This is a genomic window from Terribacillus saccharophilus (genome assembly GCF_002272745.1).
GTDB lineage: Bacteria > Bacillota > Bacilli > Bacillales > Amphibacillaceae > Terribacillus > Terribacillus saccharophilus_B.
In genome coordinates, this window is the sequence record NZ_NPBD01000002.1 from 447,605 (window position 1) to 461,994 (window position 14,390).

The following is a 14,390-nucleotide window of genomic DNA, read 5'->3' on the forward strand; positions in this document are numbered from 1 at the left end:
TGTGTTCTCCTATTTCCACGTAACCGTAGGAAGTACATTTTCTTTAATGACTCGATTTTTATGTTCAAGAGCCGTCTCTAAAATTTCACGAAGCACATCGTCAGTAAGTAAATTAGGCTCGAGACCAAGATCACGCAGCTTTGTATTTACCGCGTTATAGTAATGATCCTCTGCTTCCACCCTCGGATTTTCGATAGATTTGATCTCTGGATCAAGACCTTTCTCCCGGCTCACTTTCTGCACCTTCTCAGCAAGCTCCTTCACAGAGAAGCTTTCCGTGAATTGGTTGAATACACGGAATTCCCCTGCATCTGCTGGATTTTCTGCAGCGATTTCCACACAGCGGATTGTATCCGTAATATTCAAGAAGCCACGTGTCTGTCCGCCGCTGCCATATACAGTGATGTCATGGCCAGTAGCTGACTGAATGAGGAATCTATTCAATGCTGTACCGAAGACACCATCATAATCGAAACGGTTTGCAAGAACCGGATCAAGTTTCGTTTCTTCTGTATGAAGACCATATACTACACCTTGGTTCAAATCTGTTGCACGAATGCCCCAGATTTTGCAAGCGAGCATGATGTTATGACTGTCATGCACTTTAGATAAGTGGTAGAAAGATCCTGGCTGTTTCGGGAATGGCAGTTTATCCTTTCTGCCTTTATGTTCGATTTCAATATAGCCTTCTTCAATATCGATATTAGGGGTACCGTACTCTCCCATCGTACCAAGCTTAATCAGATGACAAGACGGAGCGAATTCCTTGATTGCATAAAGTACATTCAAGTTTCCGATCACATTATTCTGCTGCGTATATACAGCATGCTCACGATCAATCATGCTATACGGAGCAGAGCGCTGTTCCGCAAAGTGCACGAATGCCTCAGGCTGTGTCTGACGGAATACTTCCGCTAGAAAATCATAATGATTTAAGTCGCCTATGTATGTCTTGATTTCCTTGCCGGTCTTCTCTTTCCACTTCGCGACCCGCTCCTCCAAGGAATAAATTGGTGTTACGGAATTGGATCGTAATTCTTCATCATACTTTCGTCTTACTAAGTTATCGACGATTGCTACTTCATGACCTTGCTTGGACAAATAAAGGGCTGTCGGCCATCCGCAGAAACCATCTCCACCAGCTACAACAATTTTCATGACTCATCCTCCTGTGACATCAACATTTCTTGGTACGTTCGTTAACAATTATATGCTAACGATGTTGCAATGAAAAACAATATGGTGTTAAGGAAGATTTGAGAGTGTGTAAACAAATTGTTAACTGTTCAGCCCGCGATCCAATTTTTTTAGCGGCTTTTTAGCTGGTCCTTCTAGAACTTCACCTGTTCCAGAAAAACGTGATCCGTGACAAGGACAATCCCAACTGGATTCAGCACTATTCCAATTGACTTCGCATTTCATATGGGTACAAGTTGTATCGACTTGGTGAATTTCTCCACTTTCGTCCTTGTAAACACCAAGCAGCAGGCCGTTAAATCGCACTTTGGTCGCTTCGCCCCGCTTGAGGTTCGGGACATACTCATATGGCTGTTCCAGTTTACCTAATACAAATTCCTTCGCCACTTCCATAACATTCTTAGTTACACTACCCAAATCCGGGTCAGCCCGAAACCTTGATGGCTGATAAATATTTTTGTATCGGCTGCTGCCTGCTGTAATCAGTGAACTGATTTCAAGACCTGCAACGATACTGCTTGTCATTCCCCATTTACGATAGCCCGTTGCGACAAAGATATTATCGTTTCCTTTGCTTATATGCCCTATATAAGGAAGATTATCTAACGTGACGATATCCTGTGCGGACCACATATAGATAGGAGTCTCTGTACCCATATAAGCAGCAAAGTCCGTGAGTTCCTTATAGTACGTTTCTTCTGGATGACCTTCGCCTGTACGGTGGGATTCCCCGCCTATGAGAAGTAAGGTGCCGTGTTCTTCTGTTTCAATGCTGCGTATGGACCGGGAAGGCGTATCTGCATTGATATACATGCCGCCTGGATAGGTCGTTTTTGGCTTAGCCGCTACTACGTAAGATCTATCCTGATACAATCTGGCAAAGTAAAAGCCTTTACCATCGTAGAATGGGAAATGAGAAGCGACGACTACCTTTTTACAGTTTATCTTCAATCCGCTCTTGGTAATGACAACGGGATCCTGTCCTTCTTCGATAGTGTCGACTGGGGTATCTGTATATACCTTACCTCCATTATCTAAAAAGTTTTGCAGCAAGCCGTTAAGAAATTTCAGCGGATGATACTGATATTGCCCCTTCATAGTCAATGCTTTCTCTATGTCAAAGCCAAGCGGAATCGAATCAGTCAGTTCTCCTTGGATTCCGAGCTTCTGATATGCTTCATATTCCTTCTCCAGTTTAGTGATGTTCTGCTTTTCCTTTGTATAGATGTAAGCATCCTGTTCTGCTAGATGACAGTCGATACTATGTGCAGAAGTTGTCTCTTTAACAAATCTAATAGCATCCATGCAAGCTTCATAATGTGTCTTAGCTGTATCAGTATTAAAATGCTGGATATATTCATCATATATGAGCCCATGCTGTGCAGTTAGCTTTGCTGTCGTATAGCCTGTGGTTCCGCTATATAGACTGTCGGCTTCCAGTATGGTAACCTGACGTCCTTCTTTGGCAAGCATATAGCCTGTGACTACACCGGTAATACCTCCTCCAACAATGACGATGTCACTTTCTGTGTCGTAACGGAGTGATTCGAATTGCGGAATCTCCGTCTTCTCCCGCCAATAGCTTTTATTATGTGTCATTAAAATCACCCCATCTGTTGTAATAGCAACATTTTTGCCAAATAAATGATGTGTTAATCAGACGTTTTTTGTATACGCTATCAGGGAAGACGTTCTTCAAGGAGGCGGTATAGAGATGAAATGCGTACAGATGGTAGTTGGCGGAAAGGTTCAAGGTGTCGGTTTTCGGCTTTCAGCCGCAGAAATCGCCCGAAATCTTGAATTAGTAGGTTTTGTTCGGAACGAAGCAGATGGTACTGTTCGAGTTGATGCCGAGGGAGATCCAGACCGGGTGGAACAATTCATCCAGCAAATCCGCAAAGGTCCGAATTCGTTTGTAAAAGTGAAACAAGTAGATTTGAAATACTTAGAAAAACAGCAAGGCTTCAAACGTTTTGAAGTAAGGTAAACGAAAAACGCCCGGCATAATAGCCGGGTGTTTTTTCATTCTACCTTTTTCAAGTCTTTAACCGCCGGTCCTTCGATAACTTCACCGCTTGCTCTGAAGCGAGAGCCATGGCAAGGACAATCCCAGGTCGTCTCTGCATCATTCCAGTGTACTTCACATCCCATATGGGTGCATGTTGTATCTACTTTATGGACAGTACCTTCCTCATCTTTATATATACCAACTAGTTTTCCGTTGTGTCGTATTTTCCCTGCTTCTCCCCGGTCTAGCTCTTCGATAGTCTTTTCTGTTTTCTCAAGTTTACCGGATACGAGCTCTTTACCTACTTCCACCATGTTTTTAGCTAATGAACCGATACCTTTTGAAACGTCCTGCCGCGCTGGATCATAGATATCGTTGTACAAACTCTTGCCTTCATCAATCAAAGAAGTAATTTCCTTGGCTGCTGTGATCCCCCCGGACATTCCCCATTTACGGAAGGCAGTTGCTACATACAGATTTTGTGTTCGTTTTGTTATACGACCGATATAGAAAAGCTGATCCAAGCTCATAAAGTCCTCAGATGACCAATTATACTCATATTCGTCTATATCAAATTCAGAGCGTCCCCAATTACGAAGATTACTATAATGCTCCTTCATATTGCTCCCTTTACCAGTGCGATGTCCCTCACCGCCTATCAGCCATATTGTATCTCCATTTTTATCCTGGGCACTTCGCACAGATCTGGACGGGCTATCAATAGAGATATACATGCCGCCTGGGTAAGCAAGTGGACTTTTACCTGCAACAATGTATGATCGTGCAACATCCAAACGTGCAAAGTAAGCTCCTTTGAAATCGTAAAATGGAAAATGAGTAGCTATTACCACATGTTTAGCTGTTACACTTCCACCATCCTTCAGCTTAACAGTAGCTGGTGCACCTTCTTCGATCGTTTCTGCACGGGTGTCTTCGTAGATACGGCCTCCATGCGAGCTGATATACTCTGCCATTGCTTGAAGGAAAAGAAGCGGATGGAATTGTGCTTGATTATTCATTCTTACTGCTTTTTGTACAGAAACCGGTAGAGCTATTTCGTCTTTTAGTGCTCCTGGTATGCCTAGCTTCTCATATGCTTTCCATTCCTTTTCAATTTGGCGGACATTTTTTTCTTCATCAGTGAAGACGTAGGCAGGCTCAACACTCAATTGAAAGTCTGCTTGCAATTCCTTTTCTGTTTCCCTTACGAAGTCGATTGTTTCCATTGCTGCTTCATAATGGAGTCTAGCAGTTTCTTCACCGAATTTACTAATCAGCTGATCATAAATCAAGTCATGCTGTGCTGTCAGTTTGGCAGTCGTATAGCCTGTTGTACCATGGCCAAGTTTCAATGCCTCAATTAAAGTGACTTTATAGCCCTTCTTTGTAAGTAAATAAGCAGTCGTGATTCCCGCGATGCCACCGCCGACTACGCAAACCTCTGATTCCGTATCTTCTTGCAGCTTCTCGTAGTTCGGAAAAGCACTGGTTTCAATCCAATAAGATTCATGCTTGCCAGTCGACATATAGCGACAACTCCTTTTTTTGTTACACTTAACCTATTTGAGGAAAAGATAAACAAAAAAATCCACTGCCTCTTGGCAGTGGATCTACTTAGTTTTCCTGGAAGAACTTGCGGTTGATTTCGATATACTTTGTTTCTTCCGCTGGAACCTCATCTTCCATGAAGATTGCTTCAACTGGGCATACCGCTTCACATGCACCACAATCGATGCAGATGTCAGGATCGATATAGAACATATCTTTACCTTCCGCGATACAGTCAACCGGACAAACTTCCATGCATTCGCCCGCTTTTTCCGCTTCACATGGGGAAGTAATGACAAAAGCCATGTGTATAGCCTCCTCTACTACTATGAATGAACCGGTCATTCGACGCGGTTTTTATCCAGGTATACTGCGACTTCGCAAAATACAACGAACTATATGTATTTATACCCTATCGATTCAAATTATAACAACAATATTCGATAATAACAACGGGCGTACTCAATATTTGACAGCTTGCCCGTTCTGCCTAAATACTTCATACTTGACATACACTGTAGCAAAGGAGGCGATTCAGATGGAAATAACTCTACAGGAAAGCTGTCAATTAAGCACGGTGGCAACACTATTCCACCTCCCGACGTATGTCCTGTTCGCTGCAAATCCGTTTCTTTCCACGCATGTAAAATCACAGCACTCTATTCAGGTCCCTGGCTATGCTCCTAAGTCAGTTACACTCGATAAGGAGATGACAGATTCTGTGTTTGCATCTGCTTATAAGCTTCCGCTTCGACTAGTTCATCTATTGTATAACGCATCCTATTTCCCTGAAGGTGCTGAGCTCGTACTCCCCCAGCGAGTGACCTATCCAGTAACTTGCTTCCGCCAGCACTATGATTATGCCACTTGTCTTCACGATATAAGAGCACTTCATCATCTTTTTCCATTTTTCCGTATGCGTACTGTATACAAATCGGTACTAGGAAAACCAGTAACGGAACTGCAAATTGGCAAAGGAAAGAAAAAGATTCATATAAATGCTAGTTTCCACGGCAATGAATGGATCACTACTTTGGCTCTTATGCGGTTCGTAAATGAGTACTTGCTTGCAGTCACCCATGACAAAAAGATTTTCGGGCACTCTGCAAGCAAATTATATCGTGATGTGACGCTTTCTATTGTACCGATGGTTAACCCGGATGGTGTTGATCTTGTTATTCACGGAAGTAAAGCTGCGTATGACTATGAAGAACTTGTCCATTTCCTAAACGAAGGTTCTTATGACTTTCAAGGGTGGAAGGCAAATATAACAGGTGTGGATTTGAATAAACAATATCCTGCCAAGTGGGAATATGAGCAGCTGAGAAAACCGAAATTGCCTGGACCTCGTGACTTTCCTGGCCTTACGCCTTTAACAGAACCGGAATCAATCGGTATGTATGAGCTCGTTGTATCAGAAGATTTTGATTCTGTCGTGGCGCTGCATACGCAAGGAGAGGAGATCTATTGGAGCTTTGAGGAAAAAGAGCCGCCTTCAACGGAAGAGCTAGTGGTTCAAATGGAGCATCTTAGCGGATACAAAGCCGTTAAGGAACTTGATAATTATGCGGGATTCAAAGATTGGTTCATTGATTCCTATCAGCGGCCTGGCTTTACGATTGAACTGGGCAAAGGACAAAATCCCTTGCCCCTTGAACAAGTTCATACAATTTATGAAAAGCTGCGCACCATTTTAATGGTCATACTCGCAAGTGATACTATTTAAGCATTCCAGATACGTTCGACCATATAACTGCCGCCAGTGCGCTGCACGAGAAATACATCCGGATTTGAAAAACCTTTCCAATGGGAAAAACCTATATCAGTCTGAAATTCCTTCATAAGGATCGCCAGAAGATTTCCATGTGTGACTAAAACAACATTTTCCAGTTTCTCTTCTGCTTCCAGTTCATCGAGCAGGGCACGTACCCTGACTCTGGCATCATTTGATGATTCACCGCCAGGCAGCCGCATATCAAAGTCAGCGAACGACTCTTCCAATACTTCCAGCCAATCGTCAACAGGTTCTTCGCTCAAAATGCGCTCCTGCAGCCGCCGGTCTAGCTCTATCGGTACATCAGCTGCATCGGCGAAAGGTTTAATTGTCTCGACGGCCCGGAAGAAGGGACTGGAGAGGATACGTTGAATTGGATAATCCAACCTTTTCAGAAAAGCAGCAAGCAATCGGGCTTCATTGATTCCTTCATACGTTAGCGGCGAGTCTTTATGCTGTCCTTGTGCATTGCAATGACGAACAAGAATAATCCTTTTCACAAGCCCCATCTCCTTCTAGCTATGCTTAGCCTTATTATCGGTTAACCATCAGACAATTACAAGCATAGGAAAATACTAGCCAACAAAAAAGGCTAACCTCTACTAGGTTAGCCTTTACTCTGTCAATTTATTACACTTCCTTGAAATAATCTTTCCTGAAAGCTCCAACCCGGTTTGTGTTGTCGATGATGAAGATGAATTCTTCTGTTTCATTTTTAACATCGTAGATTTTTCCTGGTGTCAGAGTTGTATTAACAACATATTTTTTTGCGTTTGTGTGGACGCATTCCACTTGTTTGATTGTTTCTGTATCTTGCCAATTTTTATGGATCATTACGTTTCTTCCTTTCGTTGATGTTTCTCAAGCTTCGGTAGCGTCCATTGCAGCAGAAGAGGCAATACAAGTACGACCAAAAGCAACCTTATTGTTTGCAAAGAACTTACAATGGAAGGGTCTCCGCCAGTTGTCTGCGCCGTGAGTGCCATTTCAACTAGTCCTCCTGGTGCCATGCTTAGCACAGAGGTAGCCATGTTCAATGATGTGAACTTGCTGAACAAAAACCCTAGTCCAAAGCAAAGTAAAATAAGTAGTATAGACAGACCAGTATAATAGAGACAAAGTCTGCCGGCCTTTTTTAAATCTCTTATAGAAATAGAATGACCTAAATAGACGCCGATTGTCAACTGTGCCGCAACAAAAAACAGATGCGGAAACTGATACAAATGCATCCCGCTTACTTGCAGTATTGCTGTAAGCAGCATCGGGACGATAACAAGCGATGACGGAATAAATCTGTTTGTCAGACGGGCGATTATGTACATGATGACATATAACCCGATTGTCCACCAAGCTCCTTGCTCTGTCTGCGGCAGTTGTACTGCTCCTTGACTCCCTGCATCCATGAACAGATGCGTAGCGGCAAACGGAATGATGAATAGAATGCTGACGAGACGAATTGTCTGGAATATCGTCACAAGTCCAGTATTGGCCTTCATAGACTCGCTCAGCGCCGATACAGCAGACAAACCTCCAGGTATACTGCCGAGCATGCTTGTTTTCATATCCACGTTCACCCATTTACTGACCATATAAGCATTGACCATGCAAATTGCAATCAATAGCAATGTCAAAAGTGTATAGATCAAAAGATAAGGCTGCACATTATGGAATGTATGCACCGTAAATGTGTTACCGATCTGGATACCAAGCAGCCAATAGCTCACTTTACGAAGCGGCTGTGATGCAGCTGTCCGGTTATTCCAGAAAATTTTGGAAAGCAAAAGGCCCGTTACCGGACCAAGTATCCAAGGAAGCGGCAAATGCAGCAAAGTGAAAAGGCTGCCGCCTATCAAGGCAATCAGATAAGACTTCAAGATGGAACGTAATTGACCGTTCTCCCCCATCAAAGTCAGGCCCTTTCGCTTTTAGGTTTATAGAACCAGCCGGTAATGGCAATAACAGCCATCACGATCCAGAATGTAGCATTCCAGCCCGTAGAATCAGGGAAATGTTCTGAAATGATCTCTAATGCAGGGTGCGCCAATGTGTGGATAGCCAATTTGATTGCTACCCAGCCGATGATTAAATATGCAGCTGCCTCAAGGCCAGGGCGCTTGTCCAAGATTTTTACGATATAAGAAGCCGCAATTCTGATTAGAATCAGACCAATCATGCCGCCTGCTAATACAACAAGGAATTGACCACCATCCATTCCGCCGATATGAGGAAGTGGTGTAGCTGATAGAGAAGCTGCAAGTGCTACTGCAGTAAGAATAGAATCCACTGCAAAAGCGATATCCGCTAATTCGACTTTTAATACTGTCATCCAGAATCCGGAGTTTTTCTTGCTAAACGGACTCTCGCCATCTTCCTCGCCGCTGTTTTTCTTCAGTTTAATAAGGTTCGATATACAAATATATAGAAGATAAAGAGCACCTAAAGCCTGGATTTGCCAAATGTTCACTAAGAAGCTGACAAAGAACAAGGAAGCGAAACGAAAGATGAACGCCCCTCCCAGACCGTACAATAGAGCTTTACGCTGCTGTTCAGCAGGCAGATGTTTTACGATAAGCGCCATTACAAGCGCATTATCTGCTGCTAGTAATCCTTCCAGTCCAATCAGGACTAGCAAAATCCAGCCATATTCAATTATTAATGAAGAATCCATTCTCATACCCCTTGTCCAAAACAATGCTCTTGTTCCATCGTATAGCGAACAAGAGCAAAGCTGTTACTGTATTTATTTACTTGAAGAGATACAAATACTCTCCATAACCTTCTTTTTCCATCTCGGCGACAGAAATGAATTTCATTGCTGCAGAGTTCATGCAGTACCGCAGTCCGCCTGTCTCTTTCGGACCGTCATCGAAAACATGACCAAGATGGGAATCACTTTCAGCCGACCTTACTTCCGTCCGAACCATTCCGTGTGAAAGATCCATATTCTCCTTCACTTCGTATGAATCAAGCGGTCTAGTAAAGCTTGGCCAACCGCAGCCTGCGTCATATTGGTCCCTAGAAGAAAACAATGCTTTGCCGGATACGACATCCACGTAAATACCTTCCTTGGTATTGTTCCAATACTCGTTTTCGAAAGGACGTTCTGTTCCATTCTCCTGCGTAACGTGATACTGGATCGGAGTCAGAGTTTCTCTCAGCTTTGCTTTGTCTTTTTTAGGAGCCCAGTTCTGCTTGATGAAATCTTCCCGACCGGAACCACGCTTGTACATCTTATAATGGTACTTGTTCTTCTTGTAATAATCCTGATGTTTCTCTTCCGCCGGATAAAACGGCTTGGCAGGCAGGATCGGGGTCACGATATCCTTCTGGAAACGTCCGCTCTCCTGCAGCTTCGCTTTGGATGCCTCTGCCACTTGCCGCTGCTGTTCATCATGGTAAAAGATCGCAGTTTTGTAAGATTCGCCACGGTCGTGGAACTGACCGCCAGCATCAGTCGGGTCAATCTGCTGCCAAAACGTTTCTACCAGTTTCTCATAAGAGAAAACATCTGGATCGAAAGTAATTTGAACGGCCTCGACATGACCAGTTGTGTTCGAGCACACTTCCTCGTATGTGGGATTCGGTTTGTCGCCGCCTGTGTAACCGGAAACTACTGCTTCGATCCCAGGGCGCTCCGTAAATGGTTCGACCATGCACCAGAAACAGCCTCCTGCAAAGGTAGCGTGTTGTAATGCCATAATAAATCCCTCCTTCATCGTATGCTATATATTTTCCTCTTTTGCGGAAAAAAATCAAGTAGCACGCTTAAATATACATTTTCGGAAGAGACTCTCCAGATCCGCTTTTCTTCGGTTCCTGTTTAGATGGTGCTTTTTCATCCTTAGAGATAGAGGTCAAGGTCTTGTCGTCTTCATTGCTTTTATCCTTTTCCTCATCCTTATTCTTTGCTTCTGTTTCAGATGCTGGTTCCTCATCGTCATCGTCAAAGTTGATGTCCTTCAAAGCCTTCATCATTTTGAGCATGGAAGGCAAGTTTTTCACCATCGGTCCATACTCCTGCACCATTGGCATGAAGGACTCAGCTGCCCTGAGTGCGCTTTGTGTATGATTCAGCATGTCAAGGAACGATACTCCCCCAGAAGAACTTCTGCTAGCCGGAAGAGCTGCCCTGGCCGTAGTTTGTACGCCTCTGCTTCCACGGTTCAGAATCTTTTGCAGAACACCAGATAAGCCGCCGCCAGATGTACGTTGAGGCTGAGGCGGAGGCTGCGGTACAACTCTTTGATGAGAAAGAAACGGGTTCCTTCTTACAGGTGGCTGGCCTCGTCGCCCAAAGGCGGAAGGACCGAATAGATTTCTTGCCATTCACATACCTCTTCTCACGTCAATATTTCTACCAGTCTACGCGAGTAAGAAGTCTTTTGTTCCATTCTATTCCGTATGCAGGCAATATATTTCCCTATCCAGCTCCTATTTCCCGGGCAAGCGCAAAATTCCCCTTCTACCTCCTTTTAAAGCAGGGGATTATGTCGTTAATTGACGCTTGATAACGAAACAAGCTGATACGTACAAATGGTTTGCTCCTCTTTCAACGTCAATTCGACAATGATTGCTCTGCCAATTTCGTCGGTATCTTTAGCTCGCTTGATATCTATCGGTTGATGAAGGGGGAATATATGATATCCCTGAAGTTTTAGCTGAAAAATATTTTCTTTGCTGTCAATTCGTTTTTCTTTTCCTTCTGTACGCAGGACTGTTTCAAAATTGATTGGTGTTCCCAAATTGTCTTCCTCCTTATTGGAATATAAATTTTGCAGATGACCCTGTCGGTGAAGTATCAATCTGCAGTTTTGTATGAATCTCCTCTTTCAGCTGTGGTACGTGAGAAATGATGCCGAGTACACGATTGCTCGCCTGCAATCCTTTCAAACTGTCAATGGCCTGCTCAAGTGACACTTCATCCAGTGTACCAAAGCCCTCATCAATGAATAAGGTTTCGAGTTCAACACCGCCTGCATGCGCTTGAACAACATCAGACATGCCAAGAGCAAGCGATAGTGCTGCTTTAAAGCCTTCTCCGCCGGATAATGTCTTGACTGGGCGTTCCTGTCCAGTGTGATGGTCGATCACTTCAAGATCCAATCCGCTTTGAGCACCACGCTTGGCAATCTGCCCGCTTCGTTTGAGCTGATAGCGGTGATCTGTCATTTCTTCTAATCGTATATTAGCCTGAAGAATGATTTCATCCAAGAAGCTGGTTAGCACATAGCGCTCAAAGGAAAGTCGCAGGCTGTTATCCCCTTTTGCTAAATTGGCTAATTCACCAATATCGTAATACTGTGTTTTTTGCTCTGCGGCTTCTTCCTGAAGACGTAGTAAGGATGTCATAATATCTTCATGGTGAGAGGCATAGCTTCTTGCTATATTCAGGCTGCTATTTTTCGCTTCGAATACTTTCTCTGCTTCTGTCACTGCTTGTTCATACAGATTCAAATCTGGCTTTTCCTTTTTATCGGTTCGCTTGAGCAGTGACTCGATCTGTTCAGAAACACTTCGACGCTGCTGTTCATGCCGCTCCAATTCTTCCTGAAGCTTCCTTACCTCCAGCTCCGAACCGCTGGCTTGCCTGAAAGATTCCGTATCAGAAAATCCAGCTTCTTCGAGCTTAGCGAGAAAAGCTTTTTCTTCCTGGAAGTATGTTTGCTCCAAATCTGCTGTAAATTTTGCAGTCGATTCAAGAGCTGCTGCTATTTGCTGTCTGCTTCTGGAGATTTCCTCAAATTGGTGCTGTAATGCTTCCCATTCGTTAATTGCAGCTTCGATTGCAGCTTCTTCTTGCCTGATTTTATGTTCCCATTCGGAATGATCCTGAAGCACTTCAGGCAGCTGTTTGCGTTGATAACTTATTTCTGCCTCAGCGCGGGTGTACGATTCTTCTAGTGTACGCAGATCGTTTTGGAGCTCTTCTGCGGCCTTCTGCTCTTGTTCAAACGTTTGTTTAAGCTGCTCAAGTGTCTTTCTCTTCTGTTCCAGCTGCTTACGCTCTGCCTGCTTAACACGAAGGGAGCCAGTTGTTTTGTCCTTTTTCGTTTGTATATCTTGTGTCAATTCATCCAGTTTTGCCTGATCATAAGAAGCTTCTCCGGTAATGTTCCGGTATAGCTCATCTGTCACCTGGCGGATGGCCTGCCCATTCGATTTTGCTTCCACATATTTTTTCTGTACTTCATCATATGCACGCTGGGCCTCTTCGAGCAGCATTCTCTTTTGTTTCAGCATCTCAAATGATTGTATATGCGTTGTTGTCTGAGCCGGTGATGGATGCTCGATAGATCCACAAACAGGACAAGGGTCACCAGATGCAAGCTGTCCGGCAAGATGTGCAGCGTGATGGGCCGCCTGAGCTTCTTCCATCTCAGCAATCTCACGCCGCAGTTGCTGTACATTATTCTCCTTTTCCTGCAACAGCTGTTTGGTCTGCTGATAAACGTTGCGCATTTCCTGTAACTGGCGGAAAGCATCTTTCAATCGCGCTGCTTCCTCTATTTGTCGTTCCAGTTTTTCTAGTATTCCCTGATCCTCATAGAATGCTTGAATCAGCGCAGCTTCCTGGCTTAAGTCTTGTTCCAGTTTAGATTGCTGGCTCTTCTTATCTGTGTGTAACTCTTTTAACTTATGCAAACGCTGCTGCTTATCTTCAAGCATCTTCTGAATGCGTGTTAATTCTAGTTTGTGCTTCTCATACTCTTTCCACTTTTCGAGCTGCTGCTTTTGTAGCTGCAGCTGTTCCTGCCGGCTTTTCCGCTGCGGTTCCAACTCTTTTGCTTTTGTGTAAGAAGAGGAGATAGTGGTGTACTGCTGCTCTAGTAGATCTTTTCTTTCTTTTGTCTCTTGCTGGGCTTTTGCTTGACGCTGCCACTCCTGTTTACGGGTGACGAGCTGCTGCTCATACGGCACTAAGCGGTTTGCGCGCTCCATATCCTGAAGGCGCTGCTGTTTTTGTTTGATATCAGGAAGCTTGTGCTCGAGCTGTTCTTTTTGAACAAGCGCTTGCTCCAACTGTTTGAACGTGTCAAGTAGCTGCTTTGCTTCATAATATTGCTGCTGACGTTCCTGCCAAATATTTTTATGCTGTACAAGCTCCTGCTCGCCCTGCGTAACAGCAGTTGTTATAGCCTCAAGTTCTATTTGCAGCTTCTGCATCGTCTCGGGTACACTGTCTGTCTCAGCGGGCTCCTGTGTACGCCATTCAATTTTGCTGATCTGCTGCTGTTCTTTCCATTCCGTCTGCTGCAAACTCTCCTTCAAGAGTTTCGCTTCGTCCTTTAGCGCATCTGTCATTCGTTCATAAAAGTACGTGCGGAAGATGCGTTGAAGAATTTCTTCCCGTTCTTTGCTGTTCTCAGAGATGAGCTTCCGGAATTCTCCTTGAGGAATCATGATCATTTTACGGAATTGTTCATAATCGAGGCCAATCTTTTCTTCGATTGCCTCGTTCACTTCCTTGATCCTGGAGCTGATCAGTATCTGCTCTCCATCTTTCCACTCATAAAATTCTGCTCTTGCCGGATCATCCGTAAAACCGTCACCACGCTCTTTCTTTTTCTGCTGTTTCGGATAACGGATGACTTCATAATCCTTACCGCGAAGTGCAAAACGGTACCGTACCTCTGTTATTTCACCTGGTGCTGCGAAATGGCTGCGAAGAGAATCTTGGTCACGATCGCTTCCGCTGGCCCGTCCATACAAGCTGTAACAAATCGCATCAAAAATCGTCGTCTTTCCTGCACCAGTCGGACCTGTGATCAAAAAGATGGATTCTGCTCCAAGTTCTCTGAAATCAATGGTCTGTGGTTTATGATAAGGACCAAAAGCGGTCATATTCAATGTAATGGCACGCAT

At 44.1% G+C, this 14,390-nt stretch carries 14 protein-coding genes; 2 read left to right on the forward strand and 12 right to left on the reverse strand.

Going from position 1 to position 14,390, the window contains the following annotated elements; all coding sequences use genetic code 11:
• Positions 1-9 precede the first annotated feature (9 nt).
• Together CHH58_RS03995 and CHH58_RS04000 are read right to left on the reverse strand one after the other, a co-directional pair.
• Positions 10-1,158, reverse strand: a complete 1,149-nt coding sequence (locus CHH58_RS03995; protein ID WP_095234095.1) for an NAD-dependent epimerase/dehydratase family protein — start codon at positions 1,156-1,158, stop codon at positions 10-12.
• Between the two features lie 120 nt (positions 1,159-1,278).
• Positions 1,279-2,796 (reverse strand): FAD-dependent oxidoreductase, encoded by a 1,518-nt coding sequence (locus tag CHH58_RS04000; protein WP_095262063.1) that lies wholly within the window; start codon positions 2,794-2,796, stop codon positions 1,279-1,281.
• Between the two features lie 115 nt (positions 2,797-2,911).
• Here CHH58_RS04000 and CHH58_RS04005 point away from each other — a divergent pair, with 115 nt between their 5' ends.
• Positions 2,912-3,184, forward strand: coding sequence for an acylphosphatase (locus CHH58_RS04005; RefSeq protein ID WP_038560770.1), 273 nt, complete (start codon positions 2,912-2,914; stop codon positions 3,182-3,184).
• A 35-nt stretch (positions 3,185-3,219) separates the two neighbouring features.
• Here the strand turns inward: CHH58_RS04005 and CHH58_RS04010 are convergent, their stop codons facing one another.
• Both CHH58_RS04010 and CHH58_RS04015 read right to left on the reverse strand, forming a co-directional pair.
• Positions 3,220-4,731 carry an FAD-dependent oxidoreductase gene (locus CHH58_RS04010; protein WP_095260611.1) on the reverse strand — a complete coding sequence of 504 codons (1,512 nt, stop codon included), beginning with the start codon at positions 4,729-4,731 and terminating at the stop codon, positions 3,220-3,222.
• An 88-nt stretch (positions 4,732-4,819) separates the two neighbouring features.
• A complete protein-coding gene (locus tag CHH58_RS04015; protein ID WP_093728423.1) occupies positions 4,820-5,059 on the reverse strand; it encodes an indolepyruvate ferredoxin oxidoreductase subunit alpha in 240 nt (79 codons plus the stop codon).
• A gap of 232 nt (positions 5,060-5,291) precedes the next feature.
• Here CHH58_RS04015 and CHH58_RS04020 point away from each other — a divergent pair, with 232 nt between their 5' ends.
• A complete protein-coding gene (locus CHH58_RS04020; protein WP_170937515.1) occupies positions 5,292-6,479 on the forward strand; it encodes a M14 family metallopeptidase in 1,188 nt (395 codons plus the stop codon).
• Here CHH58_RS04020 and CHH58_RS04025 read toward each other — a convergent pair.
• From CHH58_RS04025 to CHH58_RS04060, 8 genes are all read right to left on the reverse strand, one after another.
• Positions 6,476-7,027, reverse strand: coding sequence for a histidine phosphatase family protein (locus tag CHH58_RS04025; protein ID WP_095227108.1), 552 nt, complete (start codon positions 7,025-7,027; stop codon positions 6,476-6,478). The two genes, CHH58_RS04020 and CHH58_RS04025, sit on opposite strands and share 4 nt — an antisense overlap.
• A 130-nt stretch (positions 7,028-7,157) precedes the next feature.
• Positions 7,158-7,361, reverse strand: coding sequence for a DUF6501 family protein (locus CHH58_RS04030; RefSeq protein ID WP_095227107.1), 204 nt, complete (start codon positions 7,359-7,361; stop codon positions 7,158-7,160).
• Positions 7,361-8,431 carry an AbrB family transcriptional regulator gene (locus CHH58_RS04035; protein ID WP_095232734.1) on the reverse strand — a complete coding sequence of 357 codons (1,071 nt, stop codon included), beginning with the start codon at positions 8,429-8,431 and terminating at the stop codon, positions 7,361-7,363. Before CHH58_RS04035 ends, CHH58_RS04030 begins: the two co-directional genes overlap by 1 nt.
• 5 nt (positions 8,432-8,436) lie before the next feature.
• Positions 8,437-9,195 carry a TerC family protein gene (locus CHH58_RS04040; protein ID WP_095232735.1) on the reverse strand — a complete coding sequence of 253 codons (759 nt, stop codon included), beginning with the start codon at positions 9,193-9,195 and terminating at the stop codon, positions 8,437-8,439.
• Positions 9,196-9,271: 76 nt separating this feature from the next.
• Positions 9,272-10,225, reverse strand: a complete 954-nt coding sequence (gene msrA, locus CHH58_RS04045; protein ID WP_095227104.1) for a peptide-methionine (S)-S-oxide reductase MsrA — start codon at positions 10,223-10,225, stop codon at positions 9,272-9,274.
• Positions 10,226-10,292: 67 nt separating this feature from the next.
• Positions 10,293-10,853, reverse strand: a complete 561-nt coding sequence (gene vrrA, locus CHH58_RS04050; RefSeq protein WP_095232736.1) for a VrrA/YqfQ family protein — start codon at positions 10,851-10,853, stop codon at positions 10,293-10,295.
• A 167-nt stretch (positions 10,854-11,020) separates the two neighbouring features.
• On the reverse strand, positions 11,021-11,269 hold the full coding sequence (locus CHH58_RS04055) for a DUF2584 family protein (RefSeq protein ID WP_095217859.1): 249 nt from the start codon (positions 11,267-11,269) through the stop codon (positions 11,021-11,023).
• A gap of 13 nt (positions 11,270-11,282) precedes the next feature.
• A complete protein-coding gene (locus CHH58_RS04060; protein WP_095262064.1) occupies positions 11,283-14,390 on the reverse strand; it encodes an AAA family ATPase in 3,108 nt (1,035 codons plus the stop codon).

Excerpts from the sequence above, each read along its gene's own strand:
- CHH58_RS03995 (WP_095234095.1), bottom strand. The coding sequence starts at position 1,158 with ATGAAAATTGTTGTAGCTGGTGGAGATGGTTTCTGCGGATGGCCGACA.
- CHH58_RS04000 (WP_095262063.1), bottom strand. The coding sequence starts at position 2,796 with ATGACACATAATAAAAGCTATTGGCGGGAGAAGACGGAGATTCCGCAA.
- CHH58_RS04005 (WP_038560770.1), top strand. The coding sequence starts at position 2,912 with ATGAAATGCGTACAGATGGTAGTTGGCGGAAAGGTTCAAGGTGTCGGT.
- CHH58_RS04010 (WP_095260611.1), bottom strand. The coding sequence starts at position 4,731 with ATGTCGACTGGCAAGCATGAATCTTATTGGATTGAAACCAGTGCTTTT.
- CHH58_RS04015 (WP_093728423.1), bottom strand. The coding sequence starts at position 5,059 with ATGGCTTTTGTCATTACTTCCCCATGTGAAGCGGAAAAAGCGGGCGAA.
- CHH58_RS04020 (WP_170937515.1), top strand. The coding sequence starts at position 5,292 with ATGGAAATAACTCTACAGGAAAGCTGTCAATTAAGCACGGTGGCAACA.
- CHH58_RS04030 (WP_095227107.1), bottom strand. The coding sequence starts at position 7,361 with ATGATCCATAAAAATTGGCAAGATACAGAAACAATCAAACAAGTGGAA.
- CHH58_RS04035 (WP_095232734.1), bottom strand. The coding sequence starts at position 8,431 with ATGGGGGAGAACGGTCAATTACGTTCCATCTTGAAGTCTTATCTGATT.
- CHH58_RS04040 (WP_095232735.1), bottom strand. The coding sequence starts at position 9,195 with ATGGATTCTTCATTAATAATTGAATATGGCTGGATTTTGCTAGTCCTG.
- msrA (WP_095227104.1), bottom strand. The coding sequence starts at position 10,225 with ATGGCATTACAACACGCTACCTTTGCAGGAGGCTGTTTCTGGTGCATG.
- vrrA (WP_095232736.1), bottom strand. The coding sequence starts at position 10,853 with ATGGCAAGAAATCTATTCGGTCCTTCCGCCTTTGGGCGACGAGGCCAG.
- CHH58_RS04060 (WP_095262064.1), bottom strand. The coding sequence starts at position 14,390 with ATGCGTGCCATTACATTGAATATGACCGCTTTTGGTCCTTATCATAAA.